This window comes from Aquibacillus albus, assembly GCF_016908325.1.
Taxonomy (GTDB): domain Bacteria; phylum Bacillota; class Bacilli; order Bacillales; family Amphibacillaceae; genus Aquibacillus_A; species Aquibacillus_A albus.
Genome location: NZ_JAFBDR010000012.1, coordinates 1 through 15466, shown reverse-complemented (window position 1 = coordinate 15466; position 15466 = coordinate 1). Strand labels below are relative to the sequence as shown.

Sequence of the window (15466 nt, the reverse complement as noted above, 5' to 3'; positions counted from 1 at the left end):
TCATTAAAATTCACCTACAAATGTTACAACTGATTTAGCAGGAACTGAGTATACATCAGATGCTGAAATAGCATCACCTTCAACTAAGTCATTCTCCTCAGATGTAACATAAGGAACAAGCTTTTGAATTTCTTTTCCTTTTGGCAAGCTATCAAATGAAAAGTTGATTAATTCTTCTTCTTCACCATGATTAACAAATACTGTAGTGAGCTGTTTCCTTTCTTCATCAATATATGCAGAACCCATTAATCCGAGTTTATTATCGGCACCATTTAACTGAACCCTGTATGCTCCTGGTCGAATAAATCTACTATAATTCCCGAATGACCATAAAAGCTTAGATTCTATAATACTTTCTTCGTTACCATGGGATAAGTAATCTGTATAAATTAACCCATCCTTATAATCTTCTTTAGACACAGCAGTCCACCATTGCCATGATGATGCATTCGCTTTAGTAAGGTCATAATGAATGATTCTTGCAACCCTTAGTGCCGTATCCATCCCTAAATCGCGTCCATGTCCATCAGCGCCAAGCACACAGTATTCTGTCATCCAAAACTTAGCGTCTGAGCTATATTGATTTATATTGTCATGTAACAATTCTCTTAATCTTATTAATCGGTCATTGCCAGCACTATCCTCCATTTGATCAGACCAATAAGCATGAGAACTAATTTTATTTCCTATTTTTTCTTTTATTTCGCTATCACCTAATAACTCTTTAATATATTCACGATACTTTCCCCCATATCTACCATCAGATACGCCACTTGTATAGTTGCTTTCCGTTCCCACAAATTCAGCATACTTTTCATCATCAAGCATTGCCAAATACTCGACGCCTTCAATGACATCAATTTCTGTATTTAAGTTCCTGGCTTGAATTTCCTGATATAATGCATGAACAACCGCTTTTATATCTTCTATGCTATAGCGATTTCCTTCTTGTCCTGCGAGGTTCCAATCCCATGTTGGTTCATTAATCGGACTTACGTATTTAAAATCAATTCCTTTATTTTTAAAATGCTCTAGTACATCCGCTAGAAATATTGCAAAGTCATCGACATACTCCGGTTTTAAATTGGTTGTACCTACTTGGCTGTCAGGTTGGGCGTGCCCATTTTTTGTCATCCAAACTGGCGGACTATTTACAAAAGCAACAAAATTTTCTACTCCTCTTTCCTTTGCTGCATTTAAAAACCACTGTTGACCCGCTTGCTTTGACCAGTCATACTCAGCTTCTTCATTTTCTTTGAAACTCTCTACACTTCTCCACGGGTTCTTAATGATTAATTGATCCGTTTTATCACTACCAGCTCCAATATTAAACCTCCAAACAGATAATCCTATCCCTTTCTCTCGGGAAAAGAGTAAATCAGCAATTTTATTTTTGTTTGGTTCTGACCACTCAGAACCAATTGGGTCCATTGACCATGCTCCAGATGCACCAAATCCGTCAATTACTTGATAACGTTCTGACCCATTAATAAAAATTTCTGTTGAATCATCTAATAATTCCTTTTGAGCTCTATTTGAAGAAGACATATCTATTAAATACACGAACACCACCACAACAACTAGAAATATTGATAACATTAAAATTTTTTTAGTCAAACACCAATTCCCCCTCTCCATGTTTTGAACTTATTTCAAAACATTAATCATAGACTTCATTTTTAATATTCAAAAAGTGTAACTCCCATAATGGTAACCGGTTACTATCTTCTCAAAAAAAAACTGATAACATGGATGACTTACCAGTTTCTTTTAGCAGCTAAGCTACGAACGGAAGCATTGGTGTAAGTATTACGCTATCTCAAGCAGCTTTTGCCAATTTATTATTGTTTTTCAATTCTATTTTTTCAAATGCTACATATGCAAACCGCATAATAAGTAAGCTTAGTAAACTACCAGAGAAAAATAAAAACAAAACTGGAAATGAAGCTGTTAAATAATAGATAACAAAAGAAGCAACTGTAATATATATCGTTCGTAACGGGTAAGAAGCTCCAATGATAAATGCATACTTCAGGCATTCAAATAGTTTAATGTCATAATGTACATATACGGGTATCACAAAAAACACAATCATCAAATAATAAAAGGAAGTGGTTAAAAATAAAAGGAACGCGACCATGCCAAGAGTACCGTTTATATCTTTTATGAATGTGTAATCTAAATACAGTACTACTCCGCCAATCACACTTATAAACCCGAGTAAATTTGCCTTTACGAGACTGCCTTTAAACGATTGCCAATATGTTTTTAAAATTGGAATATCTGTATTACCTATAATCCAATGCCGAACAATAGTAAACATTGCTACTGTAGCCGGAAAGAAACCAATGATACCAACTCCTATTACCGTAAATAGGAGCCACAGTAAATTTAAATAAGCTAATCTCATTACCCATTCTGAGGCTTTGTACATAAATTCAGAAAAACTCGAGTTCACTTTTATCAAACCCTTCATCTATTATTAATAAGGAAGATATCCCACAGTAAATGGACGAATTCTGTGGGATTAGCTTCTTTTTAATTCAGTATCTTTTATTTTTAAATACATGAATAAATTAACTTTTAACAGCTCCAGCTACACCTTCGATAAAGTACCTTTGCATGATAATAAAGATAATCATTACTGGTATTAAGGAAATTGTTGCACCTGCAGCCATACCCGAGAAGTCAACAGAATATGTTTGAACAAAGTTTTGCATACCAACCGCTAATGTTCTTAGTTCTGGCTTATTAATGGTCAATACTAATGGTACTAGGAAAGAGCTCCAAGTCCAGATAAATTGCATGATCGCAGTTGTTGCGACAATAGGCATGCTTAACGGTAGCATTACTCTTGTAAATACAGTTAAAAAACCTGCTCCATCAATTTCAGCTGCTTCCTCAATGGAATTAGGAAGGTTAGCAAAGAATGATGCAAACATTAATATAAACAAGACGTGTGCACCTGACGATTCAGCAACAATAATACCAACGATAGAGTCAGCTAATCCCAACTGATTAACTAATTTAAATAATGGGATAATCGTGTAACCTTTTGGAATAAACATAATAGCAACTACAATAATCATAATCGTTTTTCTACCTGGAAAATCGATTCGACCCAAAGCATAACCTGTCAATGAAGATAAAACAATGACAATTATAACAGTTGCAACTGTGAAAATTACTGTATTTATAAAATAGCCTTGAAAGTTTGCTGTAGTCCAAGCATTTGCATAATTTTCCCACTGTGGATCTTCTGGAATAAGTGAGGTACCACTTATTAGGAATTCTTTATTTGATTTTAATGAAGAAAATACCATCCAAACGAAAGGATAAATCCAAACAATTCCAAGAGCTATTAAAAATACGTGTACGATAAGGCGTGCTGATTTTGTTGAAATCATGCTTTTACACCACCTTTTTTCTTTTTATCTCCTCTAATTTTTGCTATTTCCTTCGTAAATGACGCAGCACCGAACACCATACTGATCACAAATGTGAATAGACCTAATAATACACCTGCGGCAGAGGCATAACCCATTCGTACTTGACCGCCACCAAGTTGTGCAGAAAAAGCGAAATTATAAATAAATAGATCCATTGTTTCTGTTGCAAAGTTCGGGCCACCACCTGTTAATGTCTTAACTAAATCAAAGGCATTAATACCACTCACTAATGACAAAAGGATAATAACAGCAGCTATTGGTTTTAATAGTGGCAACGTGATATGTCTTAACGTTCTCCAAAAACCTGCTCCATCTAATTGTGCAGATTCATATAGCTCATTAGGTATGGATTGCAAACCTGCTAGCCAATAAATCATGTTAATACCAAGCCCTTTCCAAGAACCAATCACAATAAGGATGATTATTGCAAGGGGTCCATTGGTTAACCACGGAATTGGTCGATCAACTATATTAAAGGTTAAAAGCAATTGGTTTACAAAACCATTGATACCAAAAATACTCCCCATAATAATACCGACAATCGCCGTCGTTGTTACAACTGGTAGGAAGTAAATCGTTCGGTAAAGTCCTTTCCCCTTCAGCTTTTGATCATTAAGAATAATCGCTAGAATTAACGCAACACCAACACCAAGTACAGTTGTTCCTACAATATAGTAGATAGAAACTAATGCTGAGTTCCAAAATCGTGGTTGACTGAGTAATTGTGCATAATTTTCAAATCCTACAAATTCATCTAATGGTCCAATTCCAGTCCAATTATAAAACGAGTAAACATAACTCATGATAATTGGGTATAAGGAGAAAACAAAGAAGATAATAATTTGTGGTGCAAGAAAAATATATGCCCAAATAGCTTTTTTCTTTTTGTGTGTCCTCAGTCTTGACTTTACTTTTGGCCTGCTATTCACTTCTGTTTTTTGTTCTATTTCCATATTTTTAGCCAAAGCACTTTCACCCTTTCTAACTTTTTCTCGCAGAAAAGGATACAATTACTATAGCTTAGATAAATCTAAGCTATAGTAATTCATTTTGCACCCTAATAAAAGCTTTGTATTATCTTAGTTCATCGTACATATCTACTGTATATGGTTCGAAAGGTACCCAGTTAGGGTAAATATAATCGTCTTGAGATACATCTGGGTTTTCTTCTAACGTTTCGTAGAATGCATCCTTCATTGCTTGATCTATTTTTCCTATTTCCCCTTCAAGATCATCAATATTCCCAGTTAAGTAACCTACAATAGCGTCACCAATACCGCCAACTTCTAACTTACCTCTCCAGTCTCTGTTGAATTCAACAACAGCTGGGTTAAATTCTTCTGGCTTTGGTACAGGAATTGATAATTCATTTTCAAGCTCTAAAATATCAAAATATTGCTCGAATGGCGGCTCTCCACCAACATCTTTCTTCGCTGGCAAACCAGCACCAGTGTCTACATATACAGTTTCATGAAGATGTTCTAGTGAATACTCTAGGAATGTTTTGACTTCTTCCCAATGTTCTGTGTGATTACTTACTTGGATACTAGTCGCTTCTGACCCAGCACGGTAGTAGTATGGGTTACCATCTTTCGTTGGCATTGGAGCTACTCCCCAGTTATCAAATTCTTGTACAACATGAAATTGTCTTCCTACCCAATCACCACTCCAATAGAATGCAGCTTGACCAACCGCAAATGTTGCTTCTGCTTCACCAAGGCCAATTTCTATACTTTGTGGTGCCATTAGTCCTTCATCTAATAATTCTTTTAAGAATTTTGCAGTTTCAATTTTACCTTCTGTAAGTACTTGTGGTTCACCTGTTTTATAGTTTTCTTGCCATGGTACTTCTGGTGTAATTGCTGAACCCATCATCGCAGCCATTTGTTCATTAGCCCAATTCGCATTGTTCCATACCGTAGGGTAAATAGCTCCATTTGATTCATCAATAATTCTTTGACCTACTTCTCTGAACTCTTCCCATGTAGTTGGAATATCAGCTTCCGTTAATCCCAACATGTCAAAAACGTCTTTATTATAATACATGATAAATGCTTTACTTCTTGGTGATGCAAGTGGGAATCCGTAAACAGAACCATCTGCAGTTGTCCCATTTTCAAACCATGTACCATCTACGAACTGAGCTTTCACTTCATCAGTAAAAATTTCATCCAAGTTCTTAACTGCATCTACTTCCACTAATTCTGATAGTTCTACTATATTAGTCCACATATCTGGTAAATTATTTTCAGAAAGCGCAGTACGTAATTGCGTTTCAGGCTCTGGTGCTTCCTGACTTTCGATCTTAATACCTGGGTGTTCTGCTTCAAATTGTTCAATTAAATTTGCAAATCCACCTCTTAGTTCTGGATATCTATTCCAAAACGTTAAAGTAACAACATCTTCGTCTTCACTACCATCATTATTGCCGCTATCACTACTACCACTGCTTTGACTATCATCAGAGCTACAAGCACCGAGTACTAATATTGCCAACAATAAAGTAAGAAATAACCAACATAATTTTTTCATCATCACTACCCCCATTATATAATTTAGAAAGTAAATAAAATTAACTTACGAACTGTTTTGTATAGTACACCACCTCCTTAAATCTTTTGATAAAAATCTAAGTTGAAAGTTGTAATTTTGTAAGCGCAAACATTTTTGTTTTTACATGTCTATCAATAAATGTTCCAAATAACTATTTATACACTTGCAACTATATTTGGTTTAGTTAAACAGATTTCCATATATTCTGTTAGATTCACTTTATCTTCCTGTTCAGACCAATAGGAATGAACATCAAAATTCGTAAGCGCATACATTAAAGCGCTATCACTATAGATAAGATCAATATAGTTTTGGGCCGTTTTCCATTCTCCAGCTTCAACAGCTGATATTTTATATTCTGTGATAGAATTTTCTTTCATTTTACTATGTAATACCTTTAATAATTTCACGCATTGCTCTGGAGTATAATGGCAACCTTCTTGCCCCTTCTCTCGTTTCCAATCCCACTTAGGACTGTTGGCAAATGCTACAAAATATTTAACTCCTTTATTAAAAACTTCTTTTAATACCCTTAACCAATCATTAGTAGTAACCGGTTACTACTAATCTAAAAAAATAATCTTTCATTATATTAGTATTCATTTAATCCACCTCATAGTAACCGGTTACTAAAAGTTGCAAATTAATTTCCTATCATCTCGTAACAAGAATCTCTTATCTCCAATTTTGGATTAATTTCTACATCTTTATTTTTATGTTTTTCATTCTTAGAATTCAAAAGTAAGTCTACTGCCTTCCTTCCAATTTCACTATACTGATGACTTACAGTTGTCAATTGGGGATTAGAAATTTCAGCTAAATTGGTATTATCAAAACCAACAAATGAAAACTCATTTAAATCAATTTTTCTTCTTCCACATTCCCTTAAAGCACCTATAACAACCATGTCATTTATTCCTATTACTGCGGTCGGTAAATCCTGTTTATTATTTCTAAGCAATTTGTCCATAGCTTGTTCACCACTTGAAATATCAAAACCACTGTAGATTTGCCAACCTGGTACGAATGGTAAATGGTGTCTTGAAATTAAACTTTTATAAGCTTCCACTTTAATGTCAGTAGTTGTAATACCTTCTATTCCACCAAGTAGTGCAATTTTTTCGTGACCTATACTAACTAAATAATTAATAATTAATTCGATACCTTTCGCCTCATCAGTTCTAATACTGTAACAATCAAGTCCCTCTATTTTTCCATTAATCATTAACACAGGTAAACTATTCATTATTTCGGATAGTTCATTTACCTCAACCCTATCAGGAGCTGATTTATTTATCCTTCCACCCATTATGATGATACCTTCTACTTGGCGTTCTGCTAGTAATTTTAAGTGCTTAGATTCCATCTCACTATCGTTCATAGAATTACATAGTAATAACGCATACCCTTTTGTTAATGCATATTTCTCTACTTCAATAAATACTTGAGAAAAAAAAGGATTAGTTATATCGGGCAAAACAAATCCAATCATCCTTGTTTCCCTCTTTGTTAAACTTCTAGCTACAGCATTAGGCTGAAAGCCATATTTATCAATAATGCTTGCAACTCTTTTTCTTGTTTCCTCTTTCACAGGATAATTTCCTGCTAAAACTCTTGAAACTGTTGCAGATGAAACCTTGGCTTCTCTTGCAATATCATATATGGTTATTGACTTTTTTTTCATTGAAAAAACCTACTCTTTCTAGTTTGTTCCACTCGATGTAACCGGTTACTATTACCTTATAGCAAAAGCAACACAAAGTCAAGTAAACTTTTTTAAATAAATTTATTTTGTTGATTAACCAATCAAAACAGAGTTTTACTTAAATTAAAGCATTATTAAGTTTAACTATGTTTTGGGAAGCTTGCCTCAGTGACGTTTAGTTCCGACATTGAGAAATCTCCAGTTAAAGCCTTTTCAGAAGTGTGATAAAACTGCTTATGTCGATAGTACTATCGACATATTATGACAAATCACAGGTTATGATACGCACCCCCCTAATAAAAAAACTAACCTTTTCCAAAAACCAACACAAATTCAATGACTTTTCACACATATTTCTTTCCGTAAGTTAGATACTAAATCGGGAAAAGGAGGATTTTAGATGGCTAAACGAACTAAGAAAAATGACCCTCAACAAAAGAATTTACAAGGGTTTGACTCTAGCAAGACAGATTCTGAATTCTCTAATGAGATTAGTGGTAGTGCCGCTGCAAATCGTGCACACAAAGAAAAGGCGAAAAAGAAGAGAGAGCTTAGAAGCACTAAATGATCACCATATCCTTTCAATTTTCTAACAAAAAAGGAGTATGAATGACGATGTCTAAATCTAAAAGCCAACGTGAAAGACAATGGGAAACAAGAAAAAGATCACAAGACCCACATGGAAAAGTAAAGTCGTTTGAGCAGCTATCTGAAGAAGCGAAAAGAACGGGAAAGTAGCAGAGGAAAAGAAAAGGCTTTTCTGTCTGAGACAATGAAATGAAAAACCACCCATGATCAAACAAAAACCGTAGGAAATGATAATAACCATTCCTACGGTTTTAAACTTAATCATATCAAAGTAGGTATTCTTTTTAAGAATAAGATGAAGGTTCCTTGCCTTGTTCTTTTAATTTCTCCTCCAAATAATTACGCAGCCGCGATACTGCTTCTTCATCAGAAGTAGGACCAAGTTTTATCGTCTCTTCGAACTGTTCATGACTGAAAGCAAGGTCAGCTTGAATAACTTCCGGTGTTAATCCAGAAAGCTCGAAGTTGTCTCTTAATTCTTTCCCCACATGCTTTCGTTGTTCACGATTTAAACTCATATTTTCACCTCCAAGTTCATTCTTTTTCATTTTTCCCAAATATCTATTTCTTACTACCGAGTAGTTTTTAAATGTATTATCCTGAAAATAATCCGTCTCACCATTGTTAATTACATAAAAAAAGACAAGGTTGTATCCCCTGTCTTGTTTTTCCGATAATAATATTTAATTTTTGGGTGCTTAGACTAGATACCGGTGGACCATATACCAGTTCATACACACAATAACTTTATTCGCATTGGGTGCTCTAGCTACTAATATCCGTACTTGATTGGGTTAGCTTCATAAATTATTTTACCTTCTTTATCAATATGATCTTTTAGATTCTCATTAGATATTGACTCATAATGAATAATATCAAAAAAGTACGGTAAAGGGTACTCCTCGTTTAATAAATCAGATAACATGTATAATGTTTTTGAAGTAATTCCTTTTCCAGTTATTGCAATATCTATATCAGAACCCCTTTTGTAATTACCCATCGCCCGACTTCCAAAAATAATCCCAGATTCAATTTCACTAAATTTGCCCATAGCAATTTTAATATAACTTATATCACTTTCAATTAATCCAAACATACTATCTTTCCTTTATTAATTTATCATATAAATATTTAAGTAAAAGCAAAAATTGTTCTCGTATTTCATTGACTAACTTTTCTGCTAGTTCTTCATCATAAGTATAGCTCGTCCAGTTCCTTTTAGATAATGCATCCATCCAACGGTGGCCATCTTCAATTATCTCAGCCTGGAACGCTTGTTTAATGGATTCTCTAGGACTTTTAGCAACATAGCCCTCTGCCTTCAAATAATCCTTTAATACCTTCCACGCTAATTCAAAGGTTGTCTCAAAAAATTGTATAATACCTGCTCTTTCTAATTCAGTTGATATTGGTTCTTTCGAGTATTTGTCTAGGAGCTTGAAAGATTTCTCAAAGTTCTCAAATCTTTGCTTCCAACGAATATCCTTCATTTGGTCCATGTTTTCACTCCTACTTTTATTGAACTTTATGTGAGAACAGTTATGTTGGTGTGTATGATAAACCTTTTATCCTATTATACATCATATTTAGTTACCCTGACTAAAACTTATGCCACAGTTACTGCCCGAAATTAGTCGTTTAAACTATCTCAATAAATTATTTGCTTTATGAAAATAAGGATCAGTATGCACACCCCCGTTAAATTTATGGTCAACCAGTCAAAACCCTATATCTTCTTTCCTAATCCAACCAATTGTGTTCGTATTATTTAAATGATGGAAAAACAACTTATCTTCAGACTCAGTTGCTCCAGTTATTACTGTATATGGACTGCCTGAATCTTGTAAATCAGCTAAAACATCTCCTGACTTATTAATCGCTATGACATGAGAATATTCATTACCTTTAGGCAATAGAAAAGATGGTAAGCGCATCGCTATTGAACGAAACCATGGTTTGTTTGCACTATAGTCTAAAAAGTCGTTTCTAGGATAGACTAAACCAATCCAGTACCTTCCATCACTCCCTTGCATGATATTATCAGGTAGACCTGGTAAATTATCAATTATTATTTGTGCAGATGTACTCTGGTTGAATGCACTGATATTTTCTGAAGTTACATCTAGTTTCCAAACACGATATTTCCCTGTTTCATTTATCAATAAATGCTGTTCATCTTCGCTTAAAGCAATTCCATTTGCAAAACTTAAGTCATTCATTAATACTCGTGTCTGTTTTGTTTTCGGATTGTACTCCAATACCCTTCCCGTACTGCTATTCGCTAATATGTCTAGTTCACCAGCTTTTCCAACATCACCGATTTTCTTTGCCTTCACCGCTGATGAGGCATCCGAAAAATAAATTAAGCCGTTTTTTGCTACTACAACAGCGTCTGCAAAATAGATTGGATTTCCATCAGCGGAATCTGTTAGAAGCTCTATCTCTGCTCCCCCATCAAAGTTGGTCACTCGTAGCAATCCACCATGATCTCCATACAAAGGATCGGCAATGATAAGTGCTCCCTCGGAATCGAAATCAAATCCAAGCGGACGTCCACCTGTATTTACTACAGCTTCACTTTCTGATCCATCAGGACGAACTCGAATAATTTCTCCTTCATGCATCGCAGCGTACAACCAATTATCCCGATACACCATATACTCTGGTTGACTGTAACTATCTAGTTCAAAAAATTCCATCTCTGCTAACCTACTATTAATTTTATGAGGACCTGTATACCCTTCCGATTGTGGAGCATCCCAAGAAGGAGGATGAATCGATATGGGCAATAACGTTAAATAAAGTGTGAGTATAACTAATAGACTTAGAACTATCATTAAATAACCTTTCTTCTTAAGAATCATAATTTTTTCCTTTCTTATGTAACAGTGACTGCCCGAAATTTATTGATGAGGGATTGGAAGGGGCGAGCAGCAATATATACTATATATTAGTTGGATGAATAAAAACGTTTGGTAATCCAAGCGTTTCAATTGAACCCTCTCGCCACTTAACGACCTTACGGTCTGTTTGAAGTGGGAGATTCCTAAGAACACCAACCCAACAGTCGGTTTTGATTAGGCTAACCCCGTAGGACCTACGGTTAGAATTCTTATTGCTTCCTTTTTAATATTTATGCTTGCGTTCATATCCCTGTCGTGGTGTGTACCACAAGATGGACAATCCCACTCACGTAACGCAAGATTCTTCATATCTTTATTTTGATAGCCGCAACAAGAGCAAAGTTGGCTTGAAGGAAAGTTTTTAGAGACCATGACAACCTGTTTTCCATACCATTTTGCCTTATACGCTAGCATGATACGAAACATGGACCAACTCGCGTCACTAATGGCTTTTGCTAATTTATGATTCTTTAACAAATTCGATACTTGCAAATCTTCTATACCAATAATGTCGTGGTTTTTGACAATATGGAAAGAAATTTTATGCAAGTAATCCTTTCTTATATTGGTTATTTTTTCGTGAATTCGTGCAATTTTGATTCGTTGTTTATGCCAGTTAGAAGAACCTTTCTTACGTCTTGCCAATGTCGCTTGCGCTTTTACAAGTTTCTTTTCTAAGGTGCTAAAAAACCTTGGGTTCTTGTAGATGCTTCCGTTGGAAAGAACGGCGAAGTCTTTCAATCCGACATCTATACCAACAGATAAGTTTGTTTTGGGTAATGGATCTATATCTGTTTCAACAAGGATAGATACAAAGAATTTACCACTTGGATGACGTCTAATCGTAGCATGGATAATCCGACCATCCACTTCGCGACTTTTAGAAAATGAAACAAGTCCGAGTTTTGGTAGTTTGATTTTGTTCGCAACAATCGCGATATTATCGTTCGTGTATTTTGTGGTGTAGGATTGGATCTTGTTTTTTTTGGACTTGAAACGCGGGGCTTTAGACTGTTTTCTGAAGAATCGAGCATACGAATTGGAAAGGTTTTTAAGTGAGGTTTGAAGGGCAATGCTATCCACTTCTTTTAACCAATCCAATTCTTTCTTGAGATGGGTTAATTGGGAAGAACACGTTTTGTAGGTCATACCTTTTCCAGTTTTTAGATAGGTAGTTCTCCATTGTTCCAAAAAGTGATTGAATACAAACCGAGAACAACCAATGGTTCGGTTGATTAATTTTGTTTGAACTTTGTTAGGATAGATTCTGAATTTATAAGCCCTATGGACAAGCAATACATTCACCTCCCTCTCTATTCATTATACAATACAGTTTACAAAACACAAACATTTGTTCGATTTAATTAAAATTGACTTAGGACTAGGAACCGAGTTAAACAGTCGGACAATGGAGATAGCTAAAGCTATCCCTTGTCCGAAGGCGATTCATCCCCACTTACTCATTGGGCTAGCGCCCTTCTCACTCCTTGAGGATGGGGTATTCTCGCCTGTAATGATAAACCGACCATTTAGTACTATTCAATTGCATTTAAATATAAATCTAAAGAATCCTCAGTAAATAAGACAACTAAACTTATGTCACAGTGACATCCCGTATTTTTTTGTACACCTTTTTTCTTAAAACAGTGTTTGGAACATTTCCCTTTAGATTCCCTACTATTGCTTATGCTTTTGCACGGTACTTTAGATTATGATTCTTTAATGTTTCATCTTTCCCAAATAAGAAATGCTTCTCCATATCTGGTGAATATTTCGAGTTAATTGTTTTGATTCCTGTTGCTTCTGCTACTGCCCTCAGCATAGCAGGTGATGCTCCACAGCAAAGACCAATATAATTAACACCAATGTTTTGTGCTTCTTTCGCCCAATCCGCTAATTCATATCGATTATGGTACAGAGGATCTAACGATGTTGGGAAAGTTGTTTCAGTCGGTAAGGTACAACTGCATCCTCCATCAGGTAAGTTGAAGAATGTTGGGTATTCTTCTGACGTTCGATATGGAATTGGTAATCCACCGACAAAACCTTCTACCTCTTCTCTAATTCTTTTTAGGTATGGCTGCATCGTATCTGGGCCACGGAAACAGTTCATTCCAACAACTAGCGCGCCTTTTTCTGAGAGAATTTTACAGGATTCTTCTACCGTATAACCGTCTCGCAATATATTTTCGCCCATCAGCCCTAATGTAACAACTGCTGGCAAGTCTTGTTTTTGAATTTCTTCTAATGCAATAACAGCCTCTTCGTGGTAATAAAGGGTTTCAGCATTGATAAAATCTACACCTTCTTCTTTACACCACTTTACCATCTCCGCAAAAATACTTCTTACTTTTTCCTTAGATTCAGGATCTTCAGGGTCAAAAATGTTCGTATTTGAAATGTTTCCTGCCACTAATGCTTCCTCTATCGGATGTTCTTTTGCTACTTCCTTTGCCAAACGGATCGCACTTCGATTTAATGGCTCAAGTAAATCTTCTTTACCTATAATTCTCATTTTTTCACGGTGGGCATTATAGGTGAAAGCTAAAACAACATCTGAACCAGCATTCATGTAATCTCGATATGTTTGTTTTAAAACCTCCGGGTGTTCCAAAGCTACTTCTGGTACAAAAGACCCTGCTTGTAAATATCCTCTTCGTTCCATTTCAAACAAATACCCTTCACCTACAATGACAGTACCTTCATTTAACCTTTGTTCTAAACTTCTTTTCCCCACTACCATCTAACCCTCTCCCTTTTTGTCTTTGAATTAAGGATAGTGTAGCATTGGAATAATCATATAGCATAACACCTAAAGTCTATCGTTTGCCATAGCTTTAAACTATAGCAAAGCTAATTCATCAGCAATTGTTTCTTTTAAGTAGTTAATATAAATCGTAGCTAGTGGGCTATTTGTGACATTTTTATGTGTAATATAGCCAACCGCAATGCGCTCATCCATCTTTAGTGGAACCGCCACAATATCATCATCGTTGATATCATAACAAATTACCCCTGTTGAAATCGTGTATCCATTCAACCCGATCAGTAAATTAAATAAAGTAGCCCGGTCACTAACACGAATATTTTTGGGCCTCGAAATCGTGCTGAGTATCTCCTCCGAAAAATAAAACGAATTATAGTCCCCTTGTTCAAAAGATAGATACGGATAAGGATCCAAATCAGCTAAGGTCACATACTCCTGAATCGCAAGCGGATTGGTCGAGCTAATAAACACGTGTGGCTTCGCTTCAAATAGTTCATGAAACGTTAAATTTCCCTCTCTTAGAAACTTACAAATCACCTGTCTATTGAAATCATTCAAGTATAAAATACCAATTTCACTACGAAGGTTTTTTACATCATCAATGATTTCATACGTCCTTGTTTCTCGTAACGTAAATTCATATTCATCACGATTATAGTCTTTTAACAATTTTACAAATGCACTAACCGCAAAAGCATAATGTTGTGCAGAAACAGAGAAGTGCTGCTGTGGTGATTGAGTCGTATTGGAATAGCGATTTTCAAGCAAGTCTGTCTGTTCCATCACCTGTCTTGCGTAACCTAAAAACTCCGAACCCTCAGGAGTAATCACAATTCCCTTATTCGTACGTGAAAAAATTGTAATCCCCAGTTCATTCTCCAATTCTTTGATTGCATTGGATAGACTCGGTTGACTAATAAACAATCGCTGTGCTGCTTTACTAATCGATCGATTCCTTGCCACTTCGATTACATATTTTAATTGTTGCAATGTCAACTACTCTTCCTCCTCACTTCCATACATAGTTTTATTGTAGCATAGATAGTTTGGGAGGAATTTCCTGTATTAGCTCAACTACACGGACAAAAGGAAAATCAGTGGTAGCGCGAATAATAGTCCAGATCTACTAGGATCCGATAATCGCCGTAACTGTGGCTTAAAATGTCCGAGAAGCTGGTTCTATTGGAGTGAAATATTCATAAGTATCCATTGCATATTTAACAATATTTTCCATATATCTATGGATGATGCTACCATTTCCTAAAAAGTCAAACTTTCTTAACTATTTAGCAAGGATATTGAGAAGGAATATAGAATTAAAGAATGGTGGAAGGGTTTTCGATCCTAGATAAAACGAGGAGGAGAGTTATGAAAAAAACTGCTTATATTACAGGTGCAGATAGAGGTGTGACCGTCAAGTAAAATTGAACACTTTTTGCTAATTAATTTTGTACAGTTTGTTCCTCAAATATAGATTCGCGGGTCTTCATACGATAGCTTT

At 35.5% G+C, this 15466-nt stretch carries 15 protein-coding genes and 1 pseudogene; 2 read left to right on the top strand and 14 right to left on the bottom strand.

Features of this window, described 5'->3' with window-relative positions:
• Positions 1-3 precede the first annotated feature (3 nt).
• From JOC48_RS11515 to JOC48_RS11485, 7 genes and pseudogenes are all read right to left on the bottom strand, one after another.
• Positions 4-1617, bottom strand: a complete 1614-nt coding sequence (locus JOC48_RS11515; protein WP_239584329.1) for a glycoside hydrolase — start codon at positions 1615-1617, stop codon at positions 4-6.
• 202 nt (positions 1618-1819) lie between these two features.
• Positions 1820-2434, bottom strand: a complete 615-nt coding sequence (locus JOC48_RS11510; RefSeq protein WP_204499839.1) for a YesL family protein — start codon at positions 2432-2434, stop codon at positions 1820-1822.
• 142 nt (positions 2435-2576) lie between these two features.
• Positions 2577-3407, bottom strand: a complete 831-nt coding sequence (locus JOC48_RS11505) for a carbohydrate ABC transporter permease (protein WP_204499837.1) — start codon at positions 3405-3407, stop codon at positions 2577-2579.
• Entirely contained in the window at positions 3404-4414 is a 1011-nt protein-coding gene (locus JOC48_RS11500; RefSeq protein ID WP_204499835.1) for a carbohydrate ABC transporter permease, read from the bottom strand. The genes JOC48_RS11505 and JOC48_RS11500 overlap by 4 nt, the downstream gene beginning before the upstream one ends.
• A gap of 109 nt (positions 4415-4523) precedes the next feature.
• Positions 4524-5981, bottom strand: coding sequence for an ABC transporter substrate-binding protein (locus JOC48_RS11495; protein ID WP_204499834.1), 1458 nt, complete (start codon positions 5979-5981; stop codon positions 4524-4526).
• Between the two features lie 176 nt (positions 5982-6157).
• Positions 6158-6520 (bottom strand): annotated as a pseudogene (locus tag JOC48_RS11490) (glycoside hydrolase); the annotation flags it as partial.
• Between the two features lie 125 nt (positions 6521-6645).
• Positions 6646-7686: a LacI family DNA-binding transcriptional regulator gene (locus JOC48_RS11485; protein ID WP_204499833.1), complete on the bottom strand. Its 1041-nt coding sequence runs from the start codon at positions 7684-7686 to the stop codon at positions 6646-6648.
• A gap of 421 nt (positions 7687-8107) precedes the next feature.
• Here JOC48_RS11485 and JOC48_RS11480 point away from each other — a divergent pair, with 421 nt between their 5' ends.
• Both JOC48_RS11480 and JOC48_RS21275 read left to right on the top strand, forming a co-directional pair.
• Entirely contained in the window at positions 8108-8275 is a 168-nt protein-coding gene (locus JOC48_RS11480) for a hypothetical protein (protein ID WP_204499831.1), read from the top strand.
• Positions 8276-8322: 47 nt separating this feature from the next.
• Entirely contained in the window at positions 8323-8445 is a 123-nt protein-coding gene (locus tag JOC48_RS21275) for a DUF6254 family protein (RefSeq protein WP_239584328.1), read from the top strand.
• A 134-nt stretch (positions 8446-8579) separates the two neighbouring features.
• Here the strand turns inward: JOC48_RS21275 and JOC48_RS11475 are convergent, their stop codons facing one another.
• The 7 genes from JOC48_RS11475 to JOC48_RS11445 form a co-directional block, all read right to left on the bottom strand.
• Complete coding sequence (locus JOC48_RS11475; RefSeq protein ID WP_204499830.1) at positions 8580-8813, bottom strand: DUF2316 family protein; 234 nt, start codon at positions 8811-8813, stop codon at positions 8580-8582.
• Between the two features lie 254 nt (positions 8814-9067).
• A complete protein-coding gene (locus tag JOC48_RS11470; RefSeq protein WP_239584327.1) occupies positions 9068-9346 on the bottom strand; it encodes a nucleotidyltransferase family protein in 279 nt (92 codons plus the stop codon).
• A gap of 46 nt (positions 9347-9392) precedes the next feature.
• Positions 9393-9794, bottom strand: a complete 402-nt coding sequence (locus JOC48_RS11465) for a nucleotidyltransferase substrate binding protein (protein WP_204499827.1) — start codon at positions 9792-9794, stop codon at positions 9393-9395.
• Positions 9795-10013: 219 nt separating this feature from the next.
• Complete coding sequence (locus tag JOC48_RS11460; protein WP_204499826.1) at positions 10014-11132, bottom strand: SMP-30/gluconolactonase/LRE family protein; 1119 nt, start codon at positions 11130-11132, stop codon at positions 10014-10016.
• 240 nt (positions 11133-11372) lie between these two features.
• Positions 11373-12494, bottom strand: coding sequence for an IS200/IS605 family element RNA-guided endonuclease TnpB (gene tnpB, locus JOC48_RS11455; protein WP_204499825.1), 1122 nt, complete (start codon positions 12492-12494; stop codon positions 11373-11375).
• A 388-nt stretch (positions 12495-12882) separates the two neighbouring features.
• Positions 12883-13941 (bottom strand): homocysteine S-methyltransferase family protein, encoded by a 1059-nt coding sequence (locus JOC48_RS11450; protein WP_204499823.1) that lies wholly within the window; start codon positions 13939-13941, stop codon positions 12883-12885.
• Positions 13942-14040: 99 nt separating this feature from the next.
• Positions 14041-14961 (bottom strand): LysR family transcriptional regulator, encoded by a 921-nt coding sequence (locus tag JOC48_RS11445; RefSeq protein ID WP_204499822.1) that lies wholly within the window; start codon positions 14959-14961, stop codon positions 14041-14043.
• Positions 14962-15466: the final 505 nt, after the last annotated feature.

Bases quoted from the DNA above. Each gene is read 5' to 3' on its own strand.
- JOC48_RS11450 (WP_204499823.1), bottom strand. From the start codon at position 13,941: ATGGTAGTGGGGAAAAGAAGTTTAGAACAAAGGTTAAATGAAGGTACT.
- JOC48_RS11465 (WP_204499827.1), bottom strand. From the start codon at position 9,794: ATGGACCAAATGAAGGATATTCGTTGGAAGCAAAGATTTGAGAACTTT.
- JOC48_RS21275 (WP_239584328.1), top strand. From the start codon at position 8,323: ATGTCTAAATCTAAAAGCCAACGTGAAAGACAATGGGAAACAAGAAAA.
- JOC48_RS11460 (WP_204499826.1), bottom strand. From the start codon at position 11,132: ATGATAGTTCTAAGTCTATTAGTTATACTCACACTTTATTTAACGTTA.
- JOC48_RS11475 (WP_204499830.1), bottom strand. From the start codon at position 8,813: ATGAGTTTAAATCGTGAACAACGAAAGCATGTGGGGAAAGAATTAAGA.
- JOC48_RS11505 (WP_204499837.1), bottom strand. From the start codon at position 3,407: ATGATTTCAACAAAATCAGCACGCCTTATCGTACACGTATTTTTAATA.
- JOC48_RS11510 (WP_204499839.1), bottom strand. From the start codon at position 2,434: ATGTACAAAGCCTCAGAATGGGTAATGAGATTAGCTTATTTAAATTTA.
- JOC48_RS11480 (WP_204499831.1), top strand. From the start codon at position 8,108: ATGGCTAAACGAACTAAGAAAAATGACCCTCAACAAAAGAATTTACAA.
- JOC48_RS11495 (WP_204499834.1), bottom strand. From the start codon at position 5,981: ATGAAAAAATTATGTTGGTTATTTCTTACTTTATTGTTGGCAATATTA.
- JOC48_RS11470 (WP_239584327.1), bottom strand. From the start codon at position 9,346: ATGGGCAAATTTAGTGAAATTGAATCTGGGATTATTTTTGGAAGTCGG.
- JOC48_RS11485 (WP_204499833.1), bottom strand. From the start codon at position 7,686: ATGAAAAAAAAGTCAATAACCATATATGATATTGCAAGAGAAGCCAAG.